Below are 25,978 nucleotides of genomic sequence, written 5' to 3'. Positions count from 1 at the left end.
AAATTTTTATGTGGATATATCAAAAAACATTACAACATCCTGTAAATCTTAAGTCTAAGGATTTACAAATGGCTAAATATTTAATTACACAATTTGGTGGACCTAATGGAGAACTAGGAGCTGCTCTAAGATATTTATCTCAAAGGTTTACTATGCCTACAGGGAAATCAAAAGCACTTTTGACAGATATAGGAACAGAAGAGCTAGCTCATGTTGAAATGATTGCTACTATGGTTTATCAACTTACTCAAGATGCTACTCCAGAAGAATTAAGAAAAGCAGGGTTAGGTTCTAACTATGCTCAAAATGGATTTGGAATATTCCCAGCTGATGCTCACGGTGTACCTTTTTCTGCTTCTACAATAGCTGTTATGGGAAACCCTGTTACTAATCTTCATGAAGATATGGCAGCTGAGCAAAAAGCACTAGCAACCTACTATCAATTAGTAAACTTAACTGATGATGTAGATATGAAAAATGTACTTCGATTCTTAGGTGAAAGAGAAATAATTCACTATCAAAGATTTGGAGAAGCTTTAATGGATGTTTATGACTTCCAAGAAAGTAAACAAATATATTAATAAAAAACTTAAGTAGCTTCTATATTTTTATAGAAGCTACTTAAGTTTTTTGATTATACCGTAGATAAAACCCTAATTTTTGTATCTTCATCTAGTATATTAAATATACTTAAAGTGTCATATTCTAAAGCCATGTAAGTTTGTAAATATTTGTAAAGCACATCTAAAACTTCATACTGAACTTTATTTCTAAAGTATAATTGTAAATTAGATATATAAATTATAAAGCATTTATTCATTCTGATTTCTACATATGGTAAGTTACTATTTACTCTAGATGTTTGAAATAGTTCTTTTAGCCTCATGTATGCACACTCAGAGTCCCTATTGACTGTATATTCACTAAGTCTTTCATCTAAAGCATTTTCTATGTTTATAACAGCATCTCTATTCATATAAAACTCTATATAATAGTTATTTCTACTATATTTAAATTGGTAAAAATCAGTTATTACACACATGATTACTCTCCTTAAAATTTACAATATGATTATGATGACTTTATTAGTATTTTCAAATTATCATGATATTTATACATATAAAATAAAAAAATAAAAAGCTTTCGCTTTTTATTTTCTATAAAACTCTTCTTGCATTTGTATAAACAGATGAATAATATCCATTTAATTGAGATATTATAACTTTTTTACCTCCAGATGATGCATGTATAAACTCATTATTTCCTATGTATATACCCACATGATTCACTGAACCATCTTTGTCAGTATCAAAGAATATTAAATCACCTTTTTGAAGATTATTTTTATTTACATATTGCCCAAATTTACTTTGTTCTCTAGATACTCTAGGTAAATTTATTGAAACAGCATTTTTAAATACATATTGTGTAAATCCTGAACAATCAAAAGTATTAGGTCCTTCCGCTCCCCAAACATATGATTTACCTAATTGCTGTTTTGCTAAATTTATAACTCTATCCGCTTGTGATGATGAATTTGTAGATTCCCCTTCATTACTACTTGAGTTTATAGTTCCTAAATAACTAGATGACATGTATCCTATGCTTCCATTGTAATTTATTTTTGACCATCCGTTACTTTCTGATATAACTCCTACACTTGTTCCTCTACTTAAAGATGTAACAACTGGATAATTCGTTCCTGGCCCTTTTCTAAGATTTACTCTGCTTCCTGTTACAGATTTATTGTATTTTACTGTGTTATCAGCTTCTTCATTAGTATTATTATTATTTGAGTTTATAGCCCCTAAATACTTAGATGATATATATCCTATACTTCCATTATAATTTATCTTAGCCCATCCATTACTTTCTGATATAAATCCTACTTTTGTTCCTTTACTTAAAGTTTTTATAATTGAGTAATTAGTTCCTGGTCCTTTTCTAAAGTTTACACTACTTCCAGTTACTTCTTTATCAGCTTTTACCGTATTATCAGTTTCTACATTATTATTCTCTGAATTTACAGATCCTAAATATTTAGATGATATATACCCTATTGTTCCATTATAATTTACTTTAGCCCATCCATTACTTTCTGATATAAATCCTACTTTTGTTCCTTTACTTAAAGCTTTTATAACTGAGTTATTAGTCCCTGGTCCTTTTCTAAAGTTTACACTACTTCCAGTTACTTCTTTTGTAGTCTTTATTGTATTGTCACCTTCTGAAGTATTATTATTTGAAGAACCAGACACATAATCTCCATGTACAAATCCTTCTAACCCATTATATTTTATCTTAATCCATGACCCTACAGTCTCTAAGTATTCTACTTTATATCCTTTATTTAATTTATCTAAAGATGAATAGTTAGTTCCTGGTCCTTTTCTAAAATTTACTGAATTTCCAGTTATAGTTCTGTAATCAATAGTTTTTGTTTGTGTGTTTGCATCATTAACTCCATTTGCAAATGACACTCCAGTTGAGGTTGGTATTATGATTGCTGCTGAAATTAATCCAGCTACCATACTTTTTCTTTTAAAATTCATATGTACTGCTTAACTCCTCTCCCTATAAATCGGATCCAATATGTTTGTAATATAAATTATTTTATACTATAAACATTATTACAAAATTGTAAGTAATTGTCTATAATTATAAATAGTTTGCCATTTATTACATCTTCATCCAAGTAAATGTAGTTTTATTTATATACTTAAGAATTTATGTGGTTTTGTTGATGTATCTTATTTTTATATGCTAATATATTTATTAGGTTTTATTAAGGAGGTTAAGTATGAAACTTATATTAGCAGAAAAACCCTCTGTTGCAAAAACGATAGCATCTTTTTTAGGTGCTAAAACTAAACATGATGGATATTTTGAAGGAAATAATTATATAGTAACTTATGCTGTTGGGCATTTAGTTTCTTTATATGATGTTAAAGATTATGATAAAGCTTATGCAGGTTCTTGGAAAAGCGAAAACTTTCCATTTATACCTGATAAATTTAGATTTAAAGTTGATGGTTCTAAGAGCAAGCAATTTAATATAGTAAAATCACTTATTCATAGAAATGATGTTGATGAAATAATAAACGCTACAGATAACGACCGTGAAGGTGAACTGATAGCTTTTTTAATTTTTCTAACAGCTAAAAATAAAAAACCAATAAAAAGAATTTTAGTCAATGAATGGACTCCAGAAGATATAAAAAGAGGTTTAAATAACTTAAAAACTGATGAACAAATGAGAAATTTACAAGCTGCAGGATATACTAGACTTATAACAGATTGGCTAATAGGAATTAACTTTACATCTATGACTACATTAAAATATGGTAATGGAAAACTTTTAAACATAGGAAGGGTAATACTTCCTACTGTAAAGTTAGTTTATGATAGAGATATGGAGATAGCAAACTTTGTTCCAAAAACATATTATGAAATAGAAGGAAATTTCAAATGTACAAATGGTAAATATAAAGGTAAATATATAAAAGGAAAAGAATCAAAATTTGATAGTATAGATGACGCTAATAAAATAATAGATAGCATATCTTCAAGTACTGGTGTTGTTAAAGATAAAAAGGTTACAAAATCTAAGGAATATGCACCTAAGCTATTTAGTTTAACTTCTCTTCAAGGATATATAACGTCTAAACATTCTAACTTTACTTCTGATAAAGTTTTAAAAGTTTGTCAATCTTTATACGAAGGTAAAGGTAAAGGTGGATATATAACATACCCAAGAACTGATTCTATATATCTGGAAGAAAGTTTAGCTGGTAAGGCATCTCAAACTTTAGAAAAACTTAAGGTTGGACTTCCTTATGAGAATAAAATAAAATTTGCTAAAACAAAAAGAGTTTTTGATTCTTCAAAAGTAGATAGCCATAGTGCTATAATTCCAACTTATATAATACCTAATAAGTTAACTCCTGATGAAGAAATTGTTTATAATGCCATAAAAGATAGATTTATAGCAAACTTTATGCCACCTGCTGAATATGAAAATACTGAAATCCATACATTTGTTGATGATAATAAGTTTTTAACTAAAGGAAAAGTGCTTAAAGTTAAGGGATATTTAGAAGTATATAATAAAGAAGAAAAAAATGATTTACTTCCTTTGGTTAATAAAGATGAGGTTGTCGATGTTATTAATATGGATATACTAACTAAACAAACTACTCCACCTAAATCATATACAGAAGATACTTTACTTAAAGCTATGAAAAATTGTGGCAAAAATGTTTCTGATGAAGATACTACTGTTTTATCTGGATATTCTATAGGGACTTCTGCAACTCGTGCTGATGTCTTAAAGAAAATTGCAGAGGTTGGATATGTTAATAAAAAAGGTAAATCATATTATATAACTGATTTAGGTAAAAACTTAGTCGAGATATTTCCATTAAAAGATTTACTTGATGTTGATTATACTGGTAAACTTGAAAAAAGTTTAAGTGATATTCAAAGAGGCGAATTTACTAGAAGTGAATATCTGACTAATATAATGAATTTTATTGTTAATGGAGTTGAAACTATTAAAAGAGATTCAAATAAAAATATTAGTACAGAAGTTTATAGTTATAATCCTAAAACTAAGAGATATTCTAAAGGGACTTTCTCTAATGACGGATCAAAGCAAGAAAGTTTAGGTAAGTGTCCAGTTTGTCAAAATGATGTTGTTGAATGTTCTAAGGGATATATTTGTACTAATTATAAAAATTGTAAATTTGGTATTTGGAATAGTGATAGATTTCTTTTAGCTTTAAAGAAAAAGCCTACTAAAACTATGGTAAAAAGCATTCTTAAAAATGGATTTGCTAAAGTCAAAGGATTAACAAGTAAAAATGGCTCTAAATTTGATGCGATATTAAAATACACAAAGAAAGATAATGGTTATTTTGCTTGGGATATGGAATTTGAAAAAGAGGAGTAGTTCTACTCCTCTTTTTAATTCGTTAAAGAATAAAATGAAGTTCTTATTAAATCCTATTATAAATCTATTGGTATTTATATATTAGATTATTTAAACTTTCCTCAAATTTTATATCGTCTTCTCTTTGTCTTTTTTTAGGGCCTTTCATTCTCTTACCTGAACTTCTTGCTTTTTTTGATAAATGCCTCGAAAATAACAACTCATCTATATTTTCATTAGTGTATATTTTCCCATTTTGATTTATAGGATAACCTTCTTTAGATAATACCATTGCTGCTAGTCCATAATCTTGTGTTACTACGATATCTCCTTTATTAACTTTATTTACAAGCGCAAAGTCTACTGAGTCTGCTCCCTTTGAAAGTATTATGGTTTCAATTCCTGGTTTGTTAAATATATGTGATGTATCACACATTATTATTGTTTCTATATTAAACTTTCTCGCTACTTTTATTGTTATATCTACTACTGGACATCCATCTGCATCTATTAATATTTTCATAATATTCTCCTTAATAAATATATCTAATTATTACCTAATTTATTATAGTATCAAAATATATAAAAAAAAGACTGCTTCCGATACAGTCTTTTCAAATTGGGTGGGTATTAGGTTTAAAATACTATTTTATGGGGGGATAGTATTTTATCTAAAGGTTATAAGGAATCAATAATTATAAATGATTCTTACGTTTATATTTTTAAAATTTATGTCAATTCCTATTGTCTTTTATTTATTTTTTGTCTAATCTTGTTGCTTATGTATACATAGTACTACAGCTTTTTTATAAAATCTATAATAAAATAAATATTTTTTATAAAATTTTTATTTTATGACAAATTAAAATAACATATTAAATCATAATTTTAAATATAGTTTTATTTATATCTAGCAATATATTAATTTTATTCATTTTCTTCTAATTTTCTAAGACCTATTATATTCACTAACCCAAAACCTAGTTTGAATAATACGGAAATTGTTATAAATATATATATGTAAAACTTTTTGCTTACTAAATCATATACTGATGAACTCATAATCCATGATATAAAATAGCTTCCAAAAAAAATTGTAAAATATAATGCCATATTTTTATATAACCTATAAACTTTATATCCTTGAGTACTAGCGATATTTTCAATAGGCCCCCATATTACCCATAAAACAATAAAAGAGATTAACGCTTCTATGAAAAAACAGATATATCTATTAATTCCTATCTGTAAGCTTCCTATAAATATAAACAGTATCATTATAATGCTACTAAAAGCTACTCCAAATAAAATAGTATTATTTTTTTTCATATTATACATGCCTGTAAGACAAAGTAATATCAGCAAAAGAGGTATTGTAACTATACAATCTAAATATTTAGCATAAAATATAGTTTTGGCATTTATATTATTAGTTCCTATTAAAGTAGCTATAGGTATATATAAAATAGCTGACCACATTGGTATAAAAAGTGATATAAAGTAATTAATTTTAGGAACTCCTTTAGAATTTCTACTCATTATAGCTATTACTAATGCTCCTGTAAGCATAACAATTACATAAATCCAATAAAGTATTATATGCTCTTGACTCATAATATTCATCCTTCCTTGAATTATTATTTATATATTGTTAGTACTTATTTTGATTTTATGCATTAGCACAAATTTAACGATAAACAAAAGGCCATTTATAAAAATATTTAATTTATAAATGACCTTTTAAGTATTTATTTTATTATTATTCCCATAAGTTTAGCTAATTCTAAACTTTGGACAACTGAGAAAATACCTCCAGATAAATCTTTTACTCTAAATTCACACCCATCTATATTACAAGTTGTAAAGTCTACACCTTTTAATGAAATTCCATTAAATATAGATTTACTTAAATCTGTATTTTCTACTTCTAGATTATGATTATGTACTTCTTGAAAAACTCCACTTTGAAAATCTGAATTTTTAAATCTTACTCCTTTAAACTTTGAAAATGAAAAGTTTGAATATCTTCCTATACTATCTTTAAAAACTACATCTTTAAATATAGAATCTTCAAATATTGTTCCTGTTAGTTTGCAATTTATAAACTCTGCTCTATATATTCCACTGTCACTAAAATTTATATTAGACATATTACAGTTTTCAAATATAACATCAGTAATATCAATTTTTCTTAAATCGCAGTTTTCAAATACTACATTTTTAAATATACAAGAATTAAATCTAACTCTTACCTCGTATATATCCGATATAGTAATGTTTTCTATTATTTTATCTTCTAAATATTCTTCATCATAAATTTCATTAATTACATCGTAAACCTCTTCTAAGCATTTACTTATCTTAGGTTTTTCTATCTTTTTTTTCATACTAAAGCTCCTTTATATCTTTATATGATTGCTTCTTATCTTTGTTTTGAGTATCAATATCTTTTCCATATCCATATACACTCTTATATTTATTTATATACACTAGAGATATTATCATTGATAACATCTCCGCCAATGGCACTGCTAACCATACCCCATTAACTCCTAGAAACTTAGGAAGTATAATTATTCCTGCTATTAAAAATACAAATGTTCTTAAAAACGATATAGTTGCTGATACTCTCCCGTTTGAAAATGCTGTAAACATAGAAGATGCAAAAATATTTACTCCGGTTACTAAAAATCCTATAGAAAATAACTTAAATCCTTTATATCCTATATCAAATACCCTAGTTCCTCTAGGTGAAAATGTACCTACTATACTAGGTGCAAATATCATTGATATTGTAAATAATACCAATGAACTTATAGCTATAAACCTAGTACTGTATTTAATTATCTTTTTAAGTTCTTTTTTGTTTTCATTGCCATAATTATAACTTATTATTGGTGCAACTCCAGAAGAAAACCCTATATAAGCTGAGTTTATTAAAAACTCTCCATACAATACTATAGTTATAGCAGCTACTCCATTTGATCCTAAAAGTTTCATCATTACTATATTAAATAACATTGTAGTTACCCCTGTAGCTAAGTTAGTAACCATCTCTGATGAACCATTAGTGCACGAATTTATTATAACCTTAAAATCTAACTTAGGCTTTACAAAATATAATGTTGATTTTCTTTGTGTAAAATATATAGTTCCAAGAATTACAGGTAATAAATTTCCCATGCCAGTTGCATATGCAGCTCCTGATATACCCATATTCATAGGTACTATAAATATATAATCTAATATCATATTTGTAAGCCCACCAATGATTGTTAATATTAATCCTACATTTGGTTTTCCTGATGTTATTGATAAATATTGAAATAATAAATTAATTATATATGCCGGTATAAAAAAAAGTAATGCTGAAAAGTAATCCATACAGTAATCATTTAAATCTTTAGTAGATCCCAATATGGATATTATTTTTTCTGAGAAAATAAATCCTATTAAACTTATTATAATTCCTAGTGATAATCCAAGTAATATTATTAATGTGAAATTTTCTTTGGCTTCTCTTTCTTTATTTTCTCCTAATTTTTTAGCTATAACTGCACTACTTCCCGTAGCTAACATAACTCCTACAGCTATTACTACATTTATAAATGGATACACTATATTTACCGCTGATAGTGCATCTGTATTTACAAATCTTGATACGAACACTCCATCAACTATAGTATATAAAGATATAAATACAATCATAACAATAGAAGGTATAGTAAACTTTATAAGTGATGAGAAATTAAAACTTTTTGCTAATGAATTTTCCATACATCCTCCCTTACCATATGTCTTTTTTATTATATTAATAAGATAATATATATATTTACCATATAGTCAATAGGAAATTTTTAAAATAAAAGTAAATTCATAAAAACATCTATTGGAAATAATTTTTATGAAAATATAATATTGGATAATTTAACTTTTAAAGATATTTTTTAGTTAAGTTTTTAACTTTTATGTTTCATGTGGAAATTTATGGGTATTTAGAGTAAAGAGGTGACATTTAATATGAATACTATAGATAAAATATTTATTAAAGAATTTCTTACAAAGCTTGATTCAAATCCGTTTCAAGTTAAACTTTGGGATGGAGAAGAATTTTTAGTTGGTCAAGGTGAACCTATCTTTAAAGTATGCTTTAACAATCCTATAAGTAAAAAAGATTTATTAACTAGTACTTCTTTATATCTAGGTGAAGCTTATATGAGAAAAGATATTGAGATTTCAGGAGATTTATTATTGGCTCTAGATACTCTATTTAGTTGTCAAAAAGATCATTTCCATACTAATTTCTCAAAACTTGGTAAAATATTTCATAAAGCAGGTAACGAAAAGAAACAAAAATCTGAAGTTTGCTACCACTATAATCTTGGTAATGACTTTTACAGTCTTTGGTTAGATAAAACACTTAGTTATTCTTGTGCTTATTTTAAAAATGAAAACGATACATTATATGAAGCTCAAATGAATAAAATCCATTATATCTTAAAGAAACTTCAATTATCAGAAGGTGAAACTTTATTAGATATAGGTTGTGGATGGGGTTATTTACTTATAGAAGCTGCAAAAAAATATAAAGTAAAAGGAACTGGTATCACTTTAAGTGAAGAACAATATAAAAAATTCCAAGAAAGAATTGAACAAGAAGGTCTTGAAGATTACTTAGAAGTTAAGCTTATGGATTACAGAGACCTTGAACACTCAGGAATGTCTTTTGATAAAATTGTAAGTGTTGGTATGCTTGAACATGTTGGTCGTGAACATTATGATTTATATCTAAAAAATGTAAATAGTGTATTAAAACCAAAAGGTCTATTTTTACTACATTACATAAGTGGTTTAACTGAATCTCCTGGTGATGCTTGGATTAAAAAATATATATTCCCAGGCGGTGTTTGTCCATCTTTACGTGAGATTATAGATTTATTCCCTAAATATGATTTCTATACATTAGATGTTGAAAGTTTAAGAAGACACTATACAAAAACTTTAATAGAATGGTATAGAAACTTTGATAAACAAAGAGATACTGTAAAAGGTATGTTTGGTGAAGAGTTTGTAAGAATGTGGGATTTATATCTAACTTCTTGCGCTGCTTGCTTTAACAATGGAGTTATCGATTTACATCAAATTTTAATAAGCAAAGGTGTTAACAACGATATTCAAATGACTAGAGCTTATATGTACGAAGATTAATTTAAACTAAAAATGAGTAAATTTCTTGTTACAATTTTTTAAATTGTGCTGAGAAATATGTACATTTTTTAACATTACATAAAACGAACATGAATATTTATACAAATTTACATAATTTAAGGAAGGTAACTATTTGTTACCTTCCTTTTTATTTATAATTCTATAGCTAATAATTTAGTTGATATTCAAGGTGGTAAACTTGAATTAGGTATCACTGAAGATTTATTCAAAATTTAAATAAATATACAGCTTAATACTTTTATTTTTTATCCGTATAATTAGTGTATTATAGGTAATGGAGGATATTATATTGAAAAATTTAAACTTGGTCATGATTACAAAAAATGAAGAGTCTAAACTAAAAAGATGCTTAGATTCAGTAAAAAATTTTGTAAATGAAATAATAATAGTAGATACAGGCTCTACTGATAGTACTAAAGACATAGCTTTAGAATTTGGAGCTACTGTATATGATTATTCATGGGATAACAATTTCTCCAATGCTAGAAATTTTGGCTTAAAAAAATCTAATTCAGACTGGAATCTTATATTAGATGCAGATGAATTTATTTCAAATTTTGACTTTGATAGTATCTATCAGATTTTAAATGGTAATGAAAAATTTATAGGCCAAATCAAAATAGTTAACTTATTTGAACAAGAAAATGAAATAAGAAAATCTACTTCTTTTATCTCAAGACTTGCTCCAAAAGGCGTTTATTTTACAGGTAGTATCCATGAACAATTAGATTCTACTTTGCCTAGAAAACAAATTAATATTGAAGTAGAACATGATGGATATTTATATACAGATAAATTTAAAAGAAATATAAGTCTTATACTTAATGAATTAAAGGAATCTGAAAATGATACATATTTATTATATCAAGCCGCAAAAACATATTACTCTAATAAAATGTATAAAGAAGCTTCTTTTTATTTTGATAAATTTTACTCTAATATTTCTTCTTATGATTATGATTTTATTAAAGATGGATTAATTCTTTATTTATATAATCTAATTAAAGTTAATGAATTTGAAAAAGGGTTAATGGTTATTGAAAATACTTTTGATTTTATGAGTGATTGTTGTGATTTTTACTTTGTTTGTGGTTTATTTTTTACAGAATTAGTTGCTTATGATTCAAATAAATATATATCTTATTTTAATAACATAGATATTTGCTACTTAAATGCATTGCAATTAGATTATGAAATAGTTGAAGGTACAGGTAGTTATTTAGCGGCATTTAATTTAGGAATTTTTTATGAACTATCTAATAATTTAGAAAATGCTATTAAATATTTTAATCTTTCTGCATCTTATAAGTACAAGCCAGCTCTAAATAAGTTAATTAATTACACTAACTAAAATCATATTTTTAAAATAAGGGAGTAATAAATCGTTACTCCCCTTTAAAATTCCATTCATAATAAAATTCATTTAAATATTCTTCCATAAACTCGTGTCTTTTATTAGCTATTGACCTAGCTGTTTCTGTATTCATTAAATCTCTTAATTTTAATAGCTTTTCATAAAAATGATTAATCGTATGGTTTTTAGCATTTTTTACTTCGTCTAAATCATTAAACTTAATAGGTTTAATATCTGGATCAAAAATAATTCTATTTTTATTTCCACCATAAGCAAAAGTTCTAGCAATTCCTATTGCTCCAATTGCATCTAATCTATCAGCATCTTGAACTACTTTTCCTTCTATAGTATCTTGAGTAGAGTCAACTATTCCACCTTTATATGACATAGTCTTTATTATATTAATAATACTATCTATATCTTTTTTGTCTATTTTGATAGAGTTTAAAAATACTTCTGCAACTGTAGCCTTGCTGTCATTGTCATCAGAAAATTTCCAATCGTCTATATCATGAAGTAAAGCTGTCATTTCAACTATAAAAGCATCTGCTTTCTCTTTTTTCCCTATAAATTTGGCCAAATTATATACTCTCTCTATATGATACCAATCATGTCCACTACCTTCTCCAAACAATTTACTTTTAACAAATTTTTTAGTTTCTTCTATTAAAAACTCTCTATCCATATTTCACCCTCACAAATTTCTTTACTTTATATATTAAACTTATAATAAAATAAGTCGCTTGAAAATTCAAGAGACTATTAATATTGAAATCTAAATTGTAATATAGCTATTATCCATAAGTGTAATGGATAAAATATATAAAATAAATATTTACTAAATTTATTATTCATACCTCTTTTACCATTATATAAAATCATAAATGGTACTACCAATATAAATAAAAAATCTGAGTTAAACATTAACATGCTTATAGTTTCTTTTGCAGTAGAATATGTGTTATAATTCACACTAAATAGTATTATAGATAAAAATAAATATAACACTATCTGTTTTTTTTCATTACCTCTAAATAAATATGTTATTAAAATAAATGGTATTAAAACTATTCCTCCTTCTGTAAACAATCCTAATGAAATCAAAGATATTGAAATAAATAATATACCTATTTTCTTAATACCTTCTTTATTTTTACTAAACTCTATTAAATTTATAATAGTAAGTCCTAATGTCAATGTTAAAAATATATTATTATAAACTGATATTTCTTTTGATTTTAATGCTATATTAATTACAACATTCCCAATTTGCATGAATATTGCCCACCCAAATAATCGAATATTATATCTTAACTTATTTCTAGTATGAAATAAACCTTCTACTAATAAAAATCCAAATATAGGTGCTACTACCCTTGATAAAGGATAATACCACGCTGAAAATGCATTTGGAAAAGCAATATATAAATGATCCATCAACATAAGTACAAGTGCAATCATTTTTAATTCAAATGCATTAAACTTTATCATAAAAATACCTCCTATTTTATCTTAAGTACATTTTACCTTATAATAAAAAATAGATCCATTTAATAACCTTACATCTATATTACATTTTCGTAATATAATAAAAAATTTATTTAACCTTATAGTAAGTATGTAAAATAAAAAAGAGTATCTTAAATTCATTAGATACTCTTTTTTATTTTTATTTTAATATTATACTTATAGTTATTTCATACTCTTGTATCAAATTTTCTATATAGTTAAATGGTAAAGAATTATTATCATCAATTATATCTCCATTATCTAGTACATATTTAGTACTTATGCAATCCAATGATGTACTCTCTATCTCATAATCATCATTTTCTGTTGCTCCAGCTACATCTATATAAATTAAATATGGTTTCATAACTGTTGTATTTCTAACATCTCCATCAAAACATATACATTCTTTTTCATAAGATTTGCATATAGATTTATTTCTTTTATATTCTTCTTTATCTTTTTTATTTGATAATGGTTTAGAAGTATAATAAGTTATATTTTCTACAACCATAGTTACAATGTTAGCTCCACCTTTTAACATTTCTACACTTTCTATATACATACTCCTGTCTATATTGCCTACTTTAACAACTATATCTTCTTTAGGTTTATCAATATTTATTTTTTTACTTCTATATACTCTACATCTTCCACAAAATATATCTTTATTAAAATTTTCTAGCTTTTCTTCATTGTTTTCAGGTTCTTCTTTTCTAATTTCTTCTATTATTTCTTCCTTTTCTTCTTCGATAGATTCTATAACTTCTTCTTTTTTTTCTTCTTTAATCTCAATTTTTTCGTTATCTTCCTCTTTAGTTTCCTCATCTAAAGTCTCAATATATTCTATATATTTCTCCGTTAATTCTTCTTTAACTTCAATTTCTTCTATATTTTTTTCTTCATTATCTTCTTTATTTTCTGTCTCCTCTATGTTTTCTTCACTTACTTCTTCTATATTTTCAATATGTTCCATATCTTCTTCTTTTTCTTCTTCTATAGTTTCAATTTCTTTTATGTCTTTTTCATCATTTTTGTCTTCTTTTTCTTTTGTTTTTTCTTCACTCTCTACCTCATTTATATCTTTAGATACATTACGTGGTTTATTAGTTGTACTATCTTTTGTTTCCTGATCTATAAATAAATCATTTACTGTAGCTGATGGTGATAATGTATCTTCAATATAATCATTTTGTTCCTGTTTTCTTTTTACTGTAATTTCAAAATTTTTGGCCATAATTATCCCCCTGTTTTTATTACAGTTATATCTATATTGATTATATCCTGTACTAATATTCCTGTTATAAATTTATCTTCTACTTCTTCGTCATTATCACATAAAGATTTTATAGATTTATTTTCAATAATTACTTTATCGTCTTCACTAGCTCCTTTTACAAAGACTAATATTTCAAATGGAATCCATGTTGTTGTGTGTCTTACAACTCCATCAGCTGCAACTAATTCTAACTTTGGCGTCAATGATCTATAATTAACAGCTTGATTTTCTTGATTCACTATTAATTTTTTTAACTGTTCTTTATTTGCTGTATTATAAGTTATACTCTTATTTAAATATCCTTTTACTATAGCATAATCTCCATTTTTAACTATCTCAGCACTTTCAATTATTATCTCATCTTTTCTATCTGTAATTTTTATAATTGCATCTTTATCTGGTGGCGCAAGTATTATTTTTTTCTTTATAATATCTACACCACTTCCTTTTAACCTTGTTGTAGCTATATTTTCTGTCATACTAAAAAACCCCCTACTTGGTTTTATATACCTAAAATTATTTTATACTGAATCTTATATTACATTTTATTCCTTATTGATAAATTTGTTACTATTTATACACAATCATATATTTAAAACGAATCAAAATAAAAGGAGTTTTTTACTCCTTTTATTCTTCATCAGAAAAAGTTCCATTAAATCTCATTTTAGCTATTTTTAATATTTCACTTAGATTGTATCCCTTTAATTTACACCCACACTTTGGACAATATTCTAACTTTTTAGAAACTAAAGCTTTACAACTAGGTTCTGGACATCTTATTTTTTCAGTTACCCTTCCTACATCAAGACCACATCTTGGACAAACAGTTCCTGGCCTATTCGAAACTTCTTTTCCACATCTTGGACACTTAATCATAACTATCCCCCCAATATACTATATATAAATTTTAATAATATATAATATGGTAAATGTTATATTTGTGATATAAGTTTCTAAAAGTAATTATAAACAAATAAAAAAGGAATTGGATAATCCAATTCCTCTTGTTTTATATAAATTTTATTTATTTTTTATCACTGCTTGAGCTGCTGCAAGCCTAGCAATAGGCACTCTGTATGGTGAACAAGATACATAATTTAATCCTGTTTTATAACAGAACTCTATAGAAGATGGCTCTCCTCCATGTTCTCCACATATACCTAATTTAAGATTTGGTTTAACGCTTCTACCTAACTTAGCTGCCATTTGAACTAACTTACCAACTCCATTTTGATCTAAAACTTGGAATGGATCTTTTTCTAAAATTTCACTATTTACATACTCACCTAAGAATTTATTAGCATCATCTCTTGAGTATCCAAATGTCATTTGAGTTAAGTCGTTTGTACCAAAACTGAAAAAGTCAGCTTCACTAGCTATTTCATCTGCTGTTAAACAAGCTCTTGGAACTTCTATCATAGTTCCTACTGTATAATTTACTTTAACTCCTGATTTTTCTAATTCTTCTTCTATTACAGCTATAACATTTTCTTTTATAGTTTTTAATTCCTTAACTTCACCAACTAAAGGTATCATTATTTCAGGATTAACTTCTATACCACTTTGCTTAGCTTCTATTGCACCTTGTATTATAGCTTTTGCTTGCATCATAGCTATTTCAGGATAAGTTATAGCAAGTCTACAACCTCTATGTCCAAGCATTGGGTTTAACTCTTGTAAGTCAACTATTCTTTTTCTTATTTCTTTTACTTCAAGTCCCATAGTTTTTGCTAAAGCTTCTATTGCTTCATCATCATGTGGTAAGAACTCATGTAGAGGAGGATCTAATAATCTTATGTTAACACTTCTTCCATCCATAACTTTAAAGATTTCTGTAAAGTCTTCTCTTTGCATTGGTAATAATTTTTCAAGAGCTACTAATCTTTGTTCTAATGTTCTTGATAATATCATTTCTCTAACTGCTGGTATTCTATCTTCATCAAAGAACATATGCTCAGTTCTACAAAGTCCTATACCTTCTGCTCCAAATTTTATAGCAACACTTGCATCTCTTGGAGTATCAGCATTAGTTCTAACTTGTAAAGTTTTATACTTATCAACCCAGTTCATAAGAGTTTCAAAGTTTCCAGTAAGTGCAACATCAGTTTTTTCTACTTTCCCTAAGTATACACATCCTGTTGATCCATCTAAAGATATATAATCTCCTTCTTTTATAACTAAACCATCTACAGTTATCTCTTTGTAGCGTTCATCAACTTTTATTTCTCCACATCCAGCTACACAACATTTACCCATACCTCTAGCTACAACTGCTGCATGAGATGTCATTCCACCTCTAGCTGTAAGTATACCTTGTGCTACAACCATACCTTCTATATCTTCTGGTGAAGTTTCTAATCTTACAAGTATAACTTCTTCGCCTTTTTCTGCTGCTTTAACAACATCATTTGCATTAAAATATACTTTACCACAACTAGCACCAGGAGAAGCTGGTAACCCTTTTGCTATAAGCTTAGCATTTTTTAAAGATTTTTCTTCAAAGTTTGGATGAAGTAATTGATCTAATTGATTAGGTTCAATTCTCATTATAGCTTCTTTTTCATCTATTATCCCTTCTTCAACTAATTCAACTGCAATGTTTATAGCTGCTTTTGCAGTTCTCTTTCCGTTTCTTGTTTGAAGTATATATAATTTTTCATTTTCAATTGTAAATTCTATATCTTGCATATCTTTGTAGTGATTTTCAAGTATATGAGTTATCTTAACAAATTCATCATATATAGCTGGCATAGCTACTTTTAAAGTTTCTATATCTTGAGGAGTTCTAATACCTGCAACAACATCTTCCCCTTGTGCATTTATTAAATATTCTCCGAATAATTTATTTTCCCCAGTAGATGGGTTTCTAGTAAATGCAACTCCTGTACCACTAGTTTCTCCCATATTACCAAATACCATAGATTGTATATTAACTGCAGTTCCTAAATTATGAGGTATATCATTTAATTTACGATATACATTAGCTCTTGGATTATCCCAAGACTTAAATACTGCTTTTATAGCTAACATTAATTGTTCTTTTGGATCTTCTGGGAAGTTTTGTCTTAATTCTTTTTTATATATCTTTTTATACTCTTCAACTAAGACTTTTAAATCTTCACTAGTAAGATCTGTATCAAATTTATAATTTTTTTCTTCTTTTATTCTATCTAAAGCATTTTCAAACTTGTACTTTGGAACTTCCATAGCAACGTCTGAAAACATCTGTATAAATCTTCTATAACTATCATAAGCAAATCTCTCATTTTGAGTATTTTTAGCTAAAGCCTTAACAGATGTATCATTTAATCCTAAGTTTAGTATTGTATCCATCATTCCTGGCATTGAAAAAACTGCTCCAGAACGTACAGATAATAATAAAGGATTTTCATTACATCCTAATTTTTTATTTAAAGATTTTTCTAATTGAACTAACTTTTCTTCTATTTGAACTATTATATCTTCTCTTATATTTTCATTATTTTTATAATAATCATTACAAGCCTCAGTGCTGATAGTAAATCCCGGAGGTACTGGTAAGCCTATCTTAGTCATCTCGGCTAAGTTAGCACCTTTACCACCTAAAAGACTCTTCATTTCCTTTGAACCCTCACCAAAACTATAAACAAACTTACTCATGGAAAACTCCTCCTAAATATAATTTTCTAGATATAAATATGAAATTGTATTTTATATTTATATTCAAATGTAATTAGCTTTGTTGTGTCTAAAATATATAATTAATATCAAAATAATATTTTTAGATATTAACTTAAAAATGCTTAATTAAAAGCTTCCCTAAATATTAACTTTTCATAAAAACCTTACTATACACTTTTAATAAAATTTAATGTAGTAAATAAGATTTATAATACACACCGAAAATCAATTTACTTTCGATGTGCACTAAAATATTATTTATCACTGTCCTTAAATATCTTAAGTCCGTTTTCTTTCATTATATCCATTATAATACCTGCTGTTTCTTCTATAGCCTTGTTTGAAACATCTATAACTGGACAACCTACTTTTTTCATTATTTTATCGGAATAATCTAACTCTTGAAGTATTCTATCAAACTTAGCATAATTTGCATTACTTGATAACCCTAAAGACTTTAATCTTTCTTGTCTTATTTGATTTAACTTCTCTGGAGTATTAGTAAGTCCTATTATTTTCTTTTGATTTATCTCAAACACTTCTTTAGGTATTGGTATCTCTGGAACTAAAGGTACATTTGCAACCTTTATATTTTTATTTGCAAGATACATACTAAGTGGTGTCTTAGATGTTCTTGATATCCCTAATAAAACTACATCAGCTTGTAAAATTCCTCTTTGGTCTTTTCCATCGTCATACTTAACAGCAAATTCTATAGCTTCAACCCTTTTAAAATAACTTTCATCTAATTTTCTTATAATGCCTGGTTCTCTTTTTGGTGTAACACCTATTTTATTAGTTATTTGTTTTAATATTGGAGTCATCAAGTCTACACAACTTAAGTTTTCCTTTTCACAATATTGCTCAGTAAACTCTAAAAGTTCTTGTTCTACTAATGTATATATAACTATTGCATTTTCCTCTTTAGCACTTTTTAATATTTCTTCTAAAAAATTAACTTCTACAACATAAGGAAATCTTCTTATTTCATAGTCATCCTCTAGTTGAAATTGAGATATAGCAGCTTTAGTAACTTGTTGAGCTGTTTCCCCCACTGAGTCTGATATTACATATATGACTAAATTCTCCATGTACTCCTCCTTAATTATCTGCTATTTCTAGAAATAATTTTGTTATACTAGTTTTAGAAATTCTACCTACAACCTTATTTATTGTTTCATTATCCTTTTTTACTTCTTCTACAACTGGAATTGAATCTACTTCATGTTCTATTATTCTCTTTGCTGCTAAAACAACAGTATCATTCGCTTTAACTGTTACAACATTAGGTGTTCTTGTCATTATCATACCTACTGGTATTTTATTTATATCTCCTCCACCTATAGTTGCTTTTAATAAATCTTTTCTTGATACTATTCCACATAGATCTTCTTTGTTATCTATTATAAATATACTACCTACATCAGATAAGAAGATATTAACTATAGTATCGTATACATTAGTATCTTGTCTTACCATTATAGGCATACTCATTATATCTGCTACAGTTTTTTCCTTTATTTTATCGCCTAATAAGTTGACTTTATCTATGCCTGAGTAAAAATACCCAACCTTTGGTCTAGCATCTAGAACACCTGTCATTGTAAGAATAGCTAAATCAGATCTTAAAGTAGCTCTAGTTACATTAAGCATTGATGCTATACTTTCACTTGTTATAGGCTCATTATCTTTTACTATATCAATTATCTTTAGTTGTCTATTATTAAGTTGAATAATAATCACACTCCTCATTATTGTGATATACTATTTATTCATTTATCTTTATATAGTATATTATATATTTTTTATAGTATAATGTAAATACAGAAATTAAAATTTATTTTAATTATTAACTAAATACCTAAAATATTTTATCCATAAGTGGCTTAAAATAGGTATGTTACTTAAATTTAATAAGTTGAACTTTATATTTAGTTTAAAAAGAAAATTAAATATATTTTTTATAAAGATATAAAAACCGAGGAAAAATTCCCTCGGTCATTTAAGCAGATTACTTATATACTATCTTAGATAGGTCACAAATATTTAACATTGTATCATATATTTGTCTTAGTATAGCTAATCTGTTATTCTTTATAGCCTCGTCCTTGTCCATTATCATGACAGAGTCAAACATATTATCTATTGCTGGTCTTAAAGATGCAAAGGCATCAAGTGCTTTAGTGTATTCTTTATCAGCTAATAAATATTCAACATTAGAACGTATTTCTTGGAATTGTTGATATAAATTAAATTCAGCTTCTTCTCTCATTAAGCCTATGTTAACCACATTAGTTTCAGCTTTCTCAGCTAAAGTTGCAACTCTATTAAATGCTGTTAACATTTCAACTAGCTCATCTTTATCTATCCATGAGTTTAGTGCTATAGCTCTAGCATACATATCTGCTATATCATCTATATTAGAGCTTAATATAGCATCTATAACGTCATATCTTATTCCTAAGTCTCTAAATAGATTCTTTATTCTATCTTTGAAAAATTCCATTATTTGATTTGCAACTTCTGATTTGTCAAACTCTATAAATGAGTAGTTATCTAAAGTTAAATCTACAAGTTCTCTTAAACTTATATCTAGATTATTATCCATTAATATATTTATTATTCCTAATGCTTGACGTCTAAGTGCATAAGGGTCTTGAGATCCTGTTGGTTGTATTCCTATTGCAAAGAACCCTGCTATAGAGTCTAATTTATCTGCTATTGATAATATAACTCCATGGTTAGTTTTTGGCAGTATATCTCCTGCAAATCTTGGTAAATAATGTTCGAATATAGCTTCTGCTACATTTTCATTTTCTCCACTTACTTTTGCATATTCTCTTCCCATTATTCCTTGAAGTTCTGTAAATTCAAACACCATACCTGTAACTAAATCTGCTTTACATAATTTAGCTGCACGAAGTGTATCTTCTTTTATATCTTGGAAATTTAATCTATCTATTATATCATTTGCTAATTTTTCTATTCTTAAAGACTTATCGTATACTGTTCCAAGTTTAGCTTGGAATACAACAGTCTTTAATTTTTCTATGTAATCTTCTAAAGGCTTCTTAGTATCTTCTTTGTAGAAGAATAATGCATCTGCAAGTCTAGCTTCTAGAACTTTTTCATTACCTTTTTTTACATTATCTATCTTATGGCTGTCCCCATTTCTAACAGCTATAAAGTTTGGAAGTAATTTTCCATCTTTTAAAACTGGGAAATATCTTTGATGTTGCTTCATAGGAGTTATTACCACTTCCTTTGGAAGTTTAGCATAATCTTCATCAAACTCTCCATAGAAAGCTGTTGGATATTCTACTAGATGAGTTACTTCTTCAAGTAATTCTTCATCAAATTCTATTTCTCCACCTAAAGATTTTGCAACATCTTCACATTGTTTCTTTATAAGTTCTTTTCTTTCATCTTGATTTAATATTACAAAGTTTTCTTGTAACTTAGTTAAGTACTCATCTAAAGTATTAACTTCAAATTCACTTTGTCCTAAGAATCTATGTCCTTTAGTAACATTTGATGATACTATTCCTTCTAATTCTATGTTAAGTAATGAATCATTTAATATACAAACCATCCATCTTATAGGTCTTATAAATCTCATGTTCTTTCCACCCCAACGCATAGCTTTAGGGAATGTCATAGATTTTATAACCTCTGGAAGTATAGTTTTTAATACTTCACTAGTTAACTTTCCTTCTTGCTTTATTTTACCAAAAGCATATTCTTCTTTTCCTGCTTGTTTAAAGTATAAATCTTCTTCCTTTATACCTTTACTTTTCATAAATCCTAAAAGAGGCTTAGTGAAGTTTCCATCAGCATCAACAGCTATTCTTTTAGCTGGACCTTTTAATTCTTCTTCTAAATCTGATTGTTTTTCACAAATATTTTCTACTATAACAGTTAATCTTCTTGGTGTAGAGTATACATTAACATTATCAAAAGTTATTCTATTTTCATTAAATGCTTTAACAACATTATTTTTTAATTGTTCCATTGATGAATTTACATATCTTGCTGGTAATTCCTCAACACCTATTTCAAATAAAAGGTAATTATTCATTACTTGTCACCTTCCTTTAAAAGTGGATATCCCATTTCTTTTCTTAATTCAACGTAAGCTTTAGCTACTGTTCTAGCCATGTTTCTTACTCTACTTATAAATGAAGCTCTTTGGCTTACACCTATTGCTCCTCTAGCATCTAAAGTATTGAATGTATGAGAACATTTTAACACATAGTCATATGCTGGAGTTATTAATCCTTTTTCCATAAGTTTTAATGCTTCTTTTTCATATACATCGAATAAGTTAAATAATAAATCTGCATCGCACTCTTCAAATGCATATACAGAGTTTTCATATTCTGCTCTTTGGAACACTTCTCCGTATGTAATTTCATCATTCCATTTTAAATCATATACACTTTCAACTTCTTGAAGATACATTGCTAATCTTTCTAGTCCATATGTAATTTCTCCAGTTTCAAGTTCACACTCTATACCACCAACTTGTTGGAAGTAAGTAAACTGAGTTATTTCCATTCCATCTAACCAAACTTCCCATCCAAGTCCCCAGGCACCAACTGCTGTTGCTTCCCAGTTATCTTCAACAAATCTTATATCGTGTGCTTTTGTATCTATTCCTATAGCTTCTAAGCTTCCTAAGTATAATTCTTGTATATTATCTGGAGATGGCTTTAATATAACTTGAAATTGGTGATGTTGATATAATCTGTTAGGATTCTCACCATATCTACCATCTGCCGGTCTTCTAGACGGTTCTACATAACATACTTTCCAAGGTTCTGGACCTAAAGATCTAAGAAATGTATTTGGATTCATTGTTCCTGCACCTTTTTCTACATCGTAAGGTTGCATCATTATACATCCTTGCTTAGCCCAATAATCTTGTAATGTTAGTATCATATTTTGAAAATTCATACGAATACCCTCCTATACTAAAAACAAAGCCTTTCGTGCTATACGAAAGGCCATTAAATGGTTATTTTCTAACTTTTAGAATATCAAAATCCTTGAAATTTGTCAATATTCTTAAGCTAGTGTATGTCAATGCTTTTTAATACTTAGTTACATTGTCATCTTCTTCTTTTATTAACTCTTCAGTTATATCTTTGTCGTCTTTGTTCTTTTCTTTAACTACACCAGTAACTTCCTTTGCAGTACTAGTTAACATATTCTTTAATATATTCAGTTTTTCTTCATTTAGTTCTCCTAAATCAACAACTGTTTTATCTTCTTCATTTTCAACTTTTATATTAAATTTACCTATTACAGCTGCTGAAAGTCCTACTAATGTGACTAATGGCCCTAAAGCTAAACCAACAACTCCAACTGTTAAAGGTATATTCATTATTGTCTTGTTGTCTTTTTCAACTATTATTCTTATAACATTACTTCTTTTTAACATCTCTTTTAGTTGACATTTCATTTCTTCTGCATCTTTGCCTAAAGCATTTTCCATTTTTTCTTTAGCTTTAGCTTTTACTTTAGTAGATTTTTTGTTTTGCTCTAAATATATTATTGCATCTACTATATTTCCATTTGTAACTACTAAGGCTTCTTTGGCTTCTTTGTAACTTGCACTTGGAACTCTTTCTAATACTTGATCTATTTTTTCTAATGTTATATCAGTCATTATTATCAGCTCCCTTATTATTTTCTATTCCTTGAAATAAGTGTAACGATTTTATATTTACATTGTCAATGTAAACTTGAATATATACTTTTAAAATTTTGTCTAGTTCATTTACTATATATTTAGATACCTTTGCTTTACTACAAGTTATTATGTCGTTTCTAAATACATAATCCATAAGCTTTATGGTTGTGCTATCTATTTTAAAATTATATACATGATTTTCTTTACACTTTTCACATAGTATACCACCTTCATCAACATTAAATACACTGTTTTTAAGATTAGTGGTATTGCAGTTAACACATCTATTTACAATAGGTTTAAATCCTGCATAATCTAAAAATTTTAGTTCAAATGCTTTTGTTATAAATTCTTTATCTATATCTTTTTGAGTATATAAATAAAGAGTTTGCGCTAATAGTACAAATAGCCTATTATTGCTTTGATTTTCATATATAGATCCTTCTACTAAGCTTGTTATATATGTTGCATATGAAAAAGCATCTATATCATAAGCTATATCATAAAAGCTTTTAATAGTTTCACTTTGACTTACTCTATACATATTTCCTTGTTTTTTTAAAGTAAAATTAGAATAAGAGAAAACTTGAGACGATGATAACAAAGAACTTTTATTTCTTTTAGCACCTTTTGCTATAGCTGATACTTTCCCAAGTTTTCTTGTAAATATAGTTAATATTAAATCGCTTTCTTTATATCTCGCTGATCGTAGTACTATCCCCTGGGTGTTTACAATTATCATAGTCGATTTCTATCTCCCTATTTATATTATCATTTATTTCATTTATATTAGTTTTATTTTTTATGTATAGGTATGCTTCTATACTTCCTGTCTTTTTAAAAACTTCCCAACATAAATTGTTCATTTTTAAAAACCCCCTTCTTACGCTTATATTATATCTTTAGTAAGAAAGGGGGAAAAAATGCATTAAGTTGTTAGACAATTTTTGCCAATATAATTGTCGTGATTATAAAATAAATCATCATTCCAATTATATCAAGGGCCGTAGCAATTAATGGGGCAGATACTATTGATGGATCTGCATCCATTTTTTTTAATATCATAGGAACAAAAGATCCTAACATAGCTCCAATTATCATATTTATAAAAAGTGATAAAGAAACTATTAAAACGATATTTATATCCTTGACAAAAACATAAGTAGTTATACTTAAAATTAAACTACAAATTATTCCTGTTAATACCCCAACTAATCCTTCTAATAAAACATTTTTAAAATCTAAGTGCTTATTAGATAGCGCCATAACAGTAAGTGCAGAAACTTGAGTACCTATATTTCCACCCATACCTGTTACTACAGGTACAAAATATATTAAAGGGAAATATTTTGAATCAATTACATAATCAAAACTTGATAGTATTAAAGTTGATAAAAGACCGCCTAATAAGGTTACTATAAGCCATGGTATTCTAGCTTTAAAAGATGATATAACTTGATCTTTAGGATCTACATTGCTTTGCTCTATTATATCTCTTTCTTGCTCAGATGTTCCAGCAAACTTATACATATCTTCACTAGCTTCTTCTTCTATAACATCTATTACATCATCAACAGTTATAATCCCTCTTAAAGTATCATCTCTACCTACTACAGGTATTGCTATTAAATCATATTTAGAAACTAATTTAACAGCTTTTTCTCTATCTTCATCTACATATACGGAGATTATATTTTCACTCATTAAATCTTCTATTATACTATCATCCCTTGAAGTTATAAGCTCTCTTAAAGATAATACTCCAACTAATTTTTCAAAGTTGTCTACTACATATATATAGTATATAGTTTCTGCATCTATGGCATTTTCTCTCATATAGCTTATAGCTTCTTTTGCAGTCATATGCTTATTTATAGCTATATAGCCTGTAGTCATTATACCTCCAGCAGATTCTTCCTCATATATAAGAAGTTCTTTAACATCTTGAGCATCTTCTTGATTTAAAAGATTTATTACTTCTTCTCTTTCATCTTCTTCTAAATCAGCTAATATATCAGCCATATCATCTAATGACATCATTTCTAGTATATTAGCTTTATGCTCTGTATTTAGCTTTGAAAGAATATACTTAAAAAATTCAGAATCAGCATCATCAAGTATTGATGCCGCCATGTCTATTGGCAATATTTCAAATAGCTTTATTTGCTTGTCTTCATCTAAATTTTCTAGAATATCAAAAATATCTCTATTATGATACTCTTCCATTAATTCTCTTAGCTCTAATATCTTATTATTGTCTATTAAATCTTCAACTTGATTTAATAGCTCCTTGGAATGTTCGTCTTTCCTATCCATAAA

The 25,978-nt window shown here is 27.1% G+C and carries 24 protein-coding genes; 4 read left to right on the top strand and 20 right to left on the bottom strand.

All coding sequences use genetic code 11. The annotated features are described in order from the left end of the window. Window positions 1-8 precede the first annotated feature (8 nt). Window positions 9-581 carry a manganese catalase family protein gene (locus H8891_RS00935; protein WP_187004821.1) on the top strand — a complete coding sequence of 191 codons (573 nt, stop codon included), beginning with the start codon at window positions 9-11 and terminating at the stop codon, window positions 579-581. A gap of 53 nt (window positions 582-634) precedes the next feature. Here H8891_RS00935 and H8891_RS00930 read toward each other — a convergent pair whose 3' ends face one another. Next, on the bottom strand, window positions 635-1,042 hold the full coding sequence (locus tag H8891_RS00930) for a hypothetical protein (RefSeq protein ID WP_187004820.1): 408 nt from the start codon (window positions 1,040-1,042) through the stop codon (window positions 635-637). Window positions 1,043-1,157: 115 nt separating this feature from the next. Then, entirely contained in the window at window positions 1,158-2,552 is a 1,395-nt protein-coding gene (locus tag H8891_RS00925; RefSeq protein ID WP_187004819.1) for a C40 family peptidase, read from the bottom strand. A 248-nt stretch (window positions 2,553-2,800) separates the two neighbouring features. On the opposite strand from H8891_RS00925, the gene H8891_RS00920 reads away from it, so the two are divergent. Then, a complete protein-coding gene (locus H8891_RS00920; protein WP_187004818.1) occupies window positions 2,801-4,951 on the top strand; it encodes a type IA DNA topoisomerase in 2,151 nt (716 codons plus the stop codon). A 64-nt stretch (window positions 4,952-5,015) separates the two neighbouring features. Here H8891_RS00920 and H8891_RS00915 read toward each other — a convergent pair whose 3' ends face one another. The 4 genes from H8891_RS00915 to H8891_RS00900 all read right to left on the bottom strand — a co-directional run bounded on the left by H8891_RS00915 (window position 5,016) and on the right by H8891_RS00900 (window position 8,707). After that, on the bottom strand, window positions 5,016-5,453 hold the full coding sequence (locus H8891_RS00915) for a YaiI/YqxD family protein (protein WP_187004817.1): 438 nt from the start codon (window positions 5,451-5,453) through the stop codon (window positions 5,016-5,018). Between the two features lie 404 nt (window positions 5,454-5,857). Next, on the bottom strand, window positions 5,858-6,544 hold the full coding sequence (locus tag H8891_RS00910; RefSeq protein WP_187004816.1) for a bacteriorhodopsin: 687 nt from the start codon (window positions 6,542-6,544) through the stop codon (window positions 5,858-5,860). Window positions 6,545-6,678: 134 nt separating this feature from the next. Then, window positions 6,679-7,317, bottom strand: a complete 639-nt coding sequence (locus tag H8891_RS00905) for a pentapeptide repeat-containing protein (protein ID WP_187004815.1) — start codon at window positions 7,315-7,317, stop codon at window positions 6,679-6,681. Window position 7,318: 1 nt separating this feature from the next. Continuing rightward, a complete protein-coding gene (locus tag H8891_RS00900) occupies window positions 7,319-8,707 on the bottom strand; it encodes an MATE family efflux transporter (protein ID WP_187004814.1) in 1,389 nt (462 codons plus the stop codon). Between the two features lie 243 nt (window positions 8,708-8,950). On the opposite strand from H8891_RS00900, the gene H8891_RS00895 reads away from it, so the two are divergent. Beyond that, on the top strand, window positions 8,951-10,138 hold the full coding sequence (locus H8891_RS00895) for an SAM-dependent methyltransferase (RefSeq protein ID WP_187004813.1): 1,188 nt from the start codon (window positions 8,951-8,953) through the stop codon (window positions 10,136-10,138). Between the two features lie 310 nt (window positions 10,139-10,448). Continuing rightward, the gene (locus H8891_RS00890) at window positions 10,449-11,510 is read left to right on the top strand and encodes a glycosyltransferase family 2 protein (RefSeq protein WP_187004812.1); all 1,062 of its coding nucleotides are present in this window, start codon (window positions 10,449-10,451) and stop codon (window positions 11,508-11,510) included. Between the two features lie 34 nt (window positions 11,511-11,544). Here the strand turns inward: H8891_RS00890 and H8891_RS00885 are convergent, their stop codons facing one another. From H8891_RS00885 to mgtE, 14 genes are all read right to left on the bottom strand, one after another. Next, a complete protein-coding gene (locus tag H8891_RS00885; RefSeq protein WP_187004811.1) occupies window positions 11,545-12,198 on the bottom strand; it encodes an HD domain-containing protein in 654 nt (217 codons plus the stop codon). A 77-nt stretch (window positions 12,199-12,275) separates the two neighbouring features. Next, window positions 12,276-13,004 carry a TraX family protein gene (locus tag H8891_RS00880; protein WP_187004810.1) on the bottom strand — a complete coding sequence of 243 codons (729 nt, stop codon included), beginning with the start codon at window positions 13,002-13,004 and terminating at the stop codon, window positions 12,276-12,278. A gap of 178 nt (window positions 13,005-13,182) precedes the next feature. Continuing rightward, entirely contained in the window at window positions 13,183-14,259 is a 1,077-nt protein-coding gene (locus tag H8891_RS00875) for a hypothetical protein (protein WP_187004809.1), read from the bottom strand. 2 nt (window positions 14,260-14,261) lie between these two features. Then, entirely contained in the window at window positions 14,262-14,780 is a 519-nt protein-coding gene (locus tag H8891_RS00870) for a hypothetical protein (protein ID WP_187004808.1), read from the bottom strand. 151 nt (window positions 14,781-14,931) lie between these two features. Then, window positions 14,932-15,180 carry a zinc ribbon domain-containing protein gene (locus tag H8891_RS00865; RefSeq protein ID WP_187004807.1) on the bottom strand — a complete coding sequence of 83 codons (249 nt, stop codon included), beginning with the start codon at window positions 15,178-15,180 and terminating at the stop codon, window positions 14,932-14,934. A gap of 144 nt (window positions 15,181-15,324) precedes the next feature. Further along, the gene (ppdK, locus tag H8891_RS00860) at window positions 15,325-17,943 is read right to left on the bottom strand and encodes a pyruvate, phosphate dikinase (protein WP_187004806.1); all 2,619 of its coding nucleotides are present in this window, start codon (window positions 17,941-17,943) and stop codon (window positions 15,325-15,327) included. A gap of 275 nt (window positions 17,944-18,218) precedes the next feature. Next, a complete protein-coding gene (locus H8891_RS00855; protein WP_147546400.1) occupies window positions 18,219-19,055 on the bottom strand; it encodes a pyruvate, water dikinase regulatory protein in 837 nt (278 codons plus the stop codon). 10 nt (window positions 19,056-19,065) lie between these two features. After that, a complete protein-coding gene (locus H8891_RS00850; RefSeq protein ID WP_187004805.1) occupies window positions 19,066-19,707 on the bottom strand; it encodes a CBS domain-containing protein in 642 nt (213 codons plus the stop codon). Between the two features lie 268 nt (window positions 19,708-19,975). After that, the gene (gene glyS / locus H8891_RS00845) at window positions 19,976-22,042 is read right to left on the bottom strand and encodes a glycine--tRNA ligase subunit beta (protein WP_187004804.1); all 2,067 of its coding nucleotides are present in this window, start codon (window positions 22,040-22,042) and stop codon (window positions 19,976-19,978) included. Beyond that, window positions 22,042-22,920, bottom strand: coding sequence for a glycine--tRNA ligase subunit alpha (gene glyQ / locus H8891_RS00840; RefSeq protein WP_147546394.1), 879 nt, complete (start codon window positions 22,918-22,920; stop codon window positions 22,042-22,044). Before glyQ ends, glyS begins: the two co-directional genes overlap by 1 nt. Window positions 22,921-23,056: 136 nt before the next feature. Beyond that, complete coding sequence (locus tag H8891_RS00835) at window positions 23,057-23,635, bottom strand: DUF4342 domain-containing protein (RefSeq protein WP_207723182.1); 579 nt, start codon at window positions 23,633-23,635, stop codon at window positions 23,057-23,059. Then, a complete protein-coding gene (gene recO / locus H8891_RS00830; RefSeq protein WP_147546390.1) occupies window positions 23,628-24,401 on the bottom strand; it encodes a DNA repair protein RecO in 774 nt (257 codons plus the stop codon). The genes H8891_RS00835 and recO overlap by 8 nt, the downstream gene beginning before the upstream one ends. Beyond that, complete coding sequence (locus tag H8891_RS00825) at window positions 24,352-24,525, bottom strand: YqzL family protein (RefSeq protein WP_147546388.1); 174 nt, start codon at window positions 24,523-24,525, stop codon at window positions 24,352-24,354. Before H8891_RS00825 ends, recO begins: the two co-directional genes overlap by 50 nt. Window positions 24,526-24,595: 70 nt before the next feature. Further along, window positions 24,596-25,975, bottom strand: coding sequence for a magnesium transporter (gene mgtE / locus H8891_RS00820; protein ID WP_187004803.1), 1,380 nt, complete (start codon window positions 25,973-25,975; stop codon window positions 24,596-24,598). Between the last annotated feature and the right edge of the window lie 3 nt (window positions 25,976-25,978).

Source organism: Paeniclostridium hominis (assembly GCF_014306135.1).
Taxonomy (GTDB): Bacteria; Bacillota; Clostridia; order Peptostreptococcales; family Peptostreptococcaceae; genus Paraclostridium; species Paraclostridium hominis.
The sequence above is the reverse complement of the archived record's forward strand: the minus strand, read 5'-3'. Positions and strand labels throughout refer to the sequence as shown.

Excerpts from the sequence above, each read along its gene's own strand:
- glyQ (WP_147546394.1), bottom strand. The coding sequence starts at position 22,920 with ATGAATTTTCAAAATATGATACTAACATTACAAGATTATTGGGCTAAG.
- H8891_RS00905 (WP_187004815.1), bottom strand. The coding sequence starts at position 7,317 with ATGAAAAAAAAGATAGAAAAACCTAAGATAAGTAAATGCTTAGAAGAG.
- H8891_RS00920 (WP_187004818.1), top strand. The coding sequence starts at position 2,801 with ATGAAACTTATATTAGCAGAAAAACCCTCTGTTGCAAAAACGATAGCA.
- H8891_RS00900 (WP_187004814.1), bottom strand. The coding sequence starts at position 8,707 with ATGGAAAATTCATTAGCAAAAAGTTTTAATTTCTCATCACTTATAAAG.
- H8891_RS00880 (WP_187004810.1), bottom strand. The coding sequence starts at position 13,004 with ATGATAAAGTTTAATGCATTTGAATTAAAAATGATTGCACTTGTACTT.
- recO (WP_147546390.1), bottom strand. The coding sequence starts at position 24,401 with ATGATAATTGTAAACACCCAGGGGATAGTACTACGATCAGCGAGATAT.
- H8891_RS00925 (WP_187004819.1), bottom strand. The coding sequence starts at position 2,552 with ATGAATTTTAAAAGAAAAAGTATGGTAGCTGGATTAATTTCAGCAGCA.
- H8891_RS00910 (WP_187004816.1), bottom strand. The coding sequence starts at position 6,544 with ATGAGTCAAGAGCATATAATACTTTATTGGATTTATGTAATTGTTATG.
- H8891_RS00885 (WP_187004811.1), bottom strand. The coding sequence starts at position 12,198 with ATGGATAGAGAGTTTTTAATAGAAGAAACTAAAAAATTTGTTAAAAGT.
- H8891_RS00855 (WP_147546400.1), bottom strand. The coding sequence starts at position 19,055 with ATGGAGAATTTAGTCATATATGTAATATCAGACTCAGTGGGGGAAACA.
- mgtE (WP_187004803.1), bottom strand. The coding sequence starts at position 25,975 with ATGGATAGGAAAGACGAACATTCCAAGGAGCTATTAAATCAAGTTGAA.
- H8891_RS00865 (WP_187004807.1), bottom strand. The coding sequence starts at position 15,180 with ATGATTAAGTGTCCAAGATGTGGAAAAGAAGTTTCGAATAGGCCAGGA.
- glyS (WP_187004804.1), bottom strand. The coding sequence starts at position 22,042 with ATGAATAATTACCTTTTATTTGAAATAGGTGTTGAGGAATTACCAGCA.
- H8891_RS00895 (WP_187004813.1), top strand. The coding sequence starts at position 8,951 with ATGAATACTATAGATAAAATATTTATTAAAGAATTTCTTACAAAGCTT.
- H8891_RS00870 (WP_187004808.1), bottom strand. The coding sequence starts at position 14,780 with ATGACAGAAAATATAGCTACAACAAGGTTAAAAGGAAGTGGTGTAGAT.
- H8891_RS00825 (WP_147546388.1), bottom strand. The coding sequence starts at position 24,525 with ATGAACAATTTATGTTGGGAAGTTTTTAAAAAGACAGGAAGTATAGAA.
- ppdK (WP_187004806.1), bottom strand. The coding sequence starts at position 17,943 with ATGAGTAAGTTTGTTTATAGTTTTGGTGAGGGTTCAAAGGAAATGAAG.
- H8891_RS00835 (WP_207723182.1), bottom strand. The coding sequence starts at position 23,635 with ATGACTGATATAACATTAGAAAAAATAGATCAAGTATTAGAAAGAGTT.
- H8891_RS00935 (WP_187004821.1), top strand. The coding sequence starts at position 9 with ATGTGGATATATCAAAAAACATTACAACATCCTGTAAATCTTAAGTCT.
- H8891_RS00875 (WP_187004809.1), bottom strand. The coding sequence starts at position 14,259 with ATGGCCAAAAATTTTGAAATTACAGTAAAAAGAAAACAGGAACAAAAT.
- H8891_RS00915 (WP_187004817.1), bottom strand. The coding sequence starts at position 5,453 with ATGAAAATATTAATAGATGCAGATGGATGTCCAGTAGTAGATATAACA.
- H8891_RS00930 (WP_187004820.1), bottom strand. The coding sequence starts at position 1,042 with ATGTGTGTAATAACTGATTTTTACCAATTTAAATATAGTAGAAATAAC.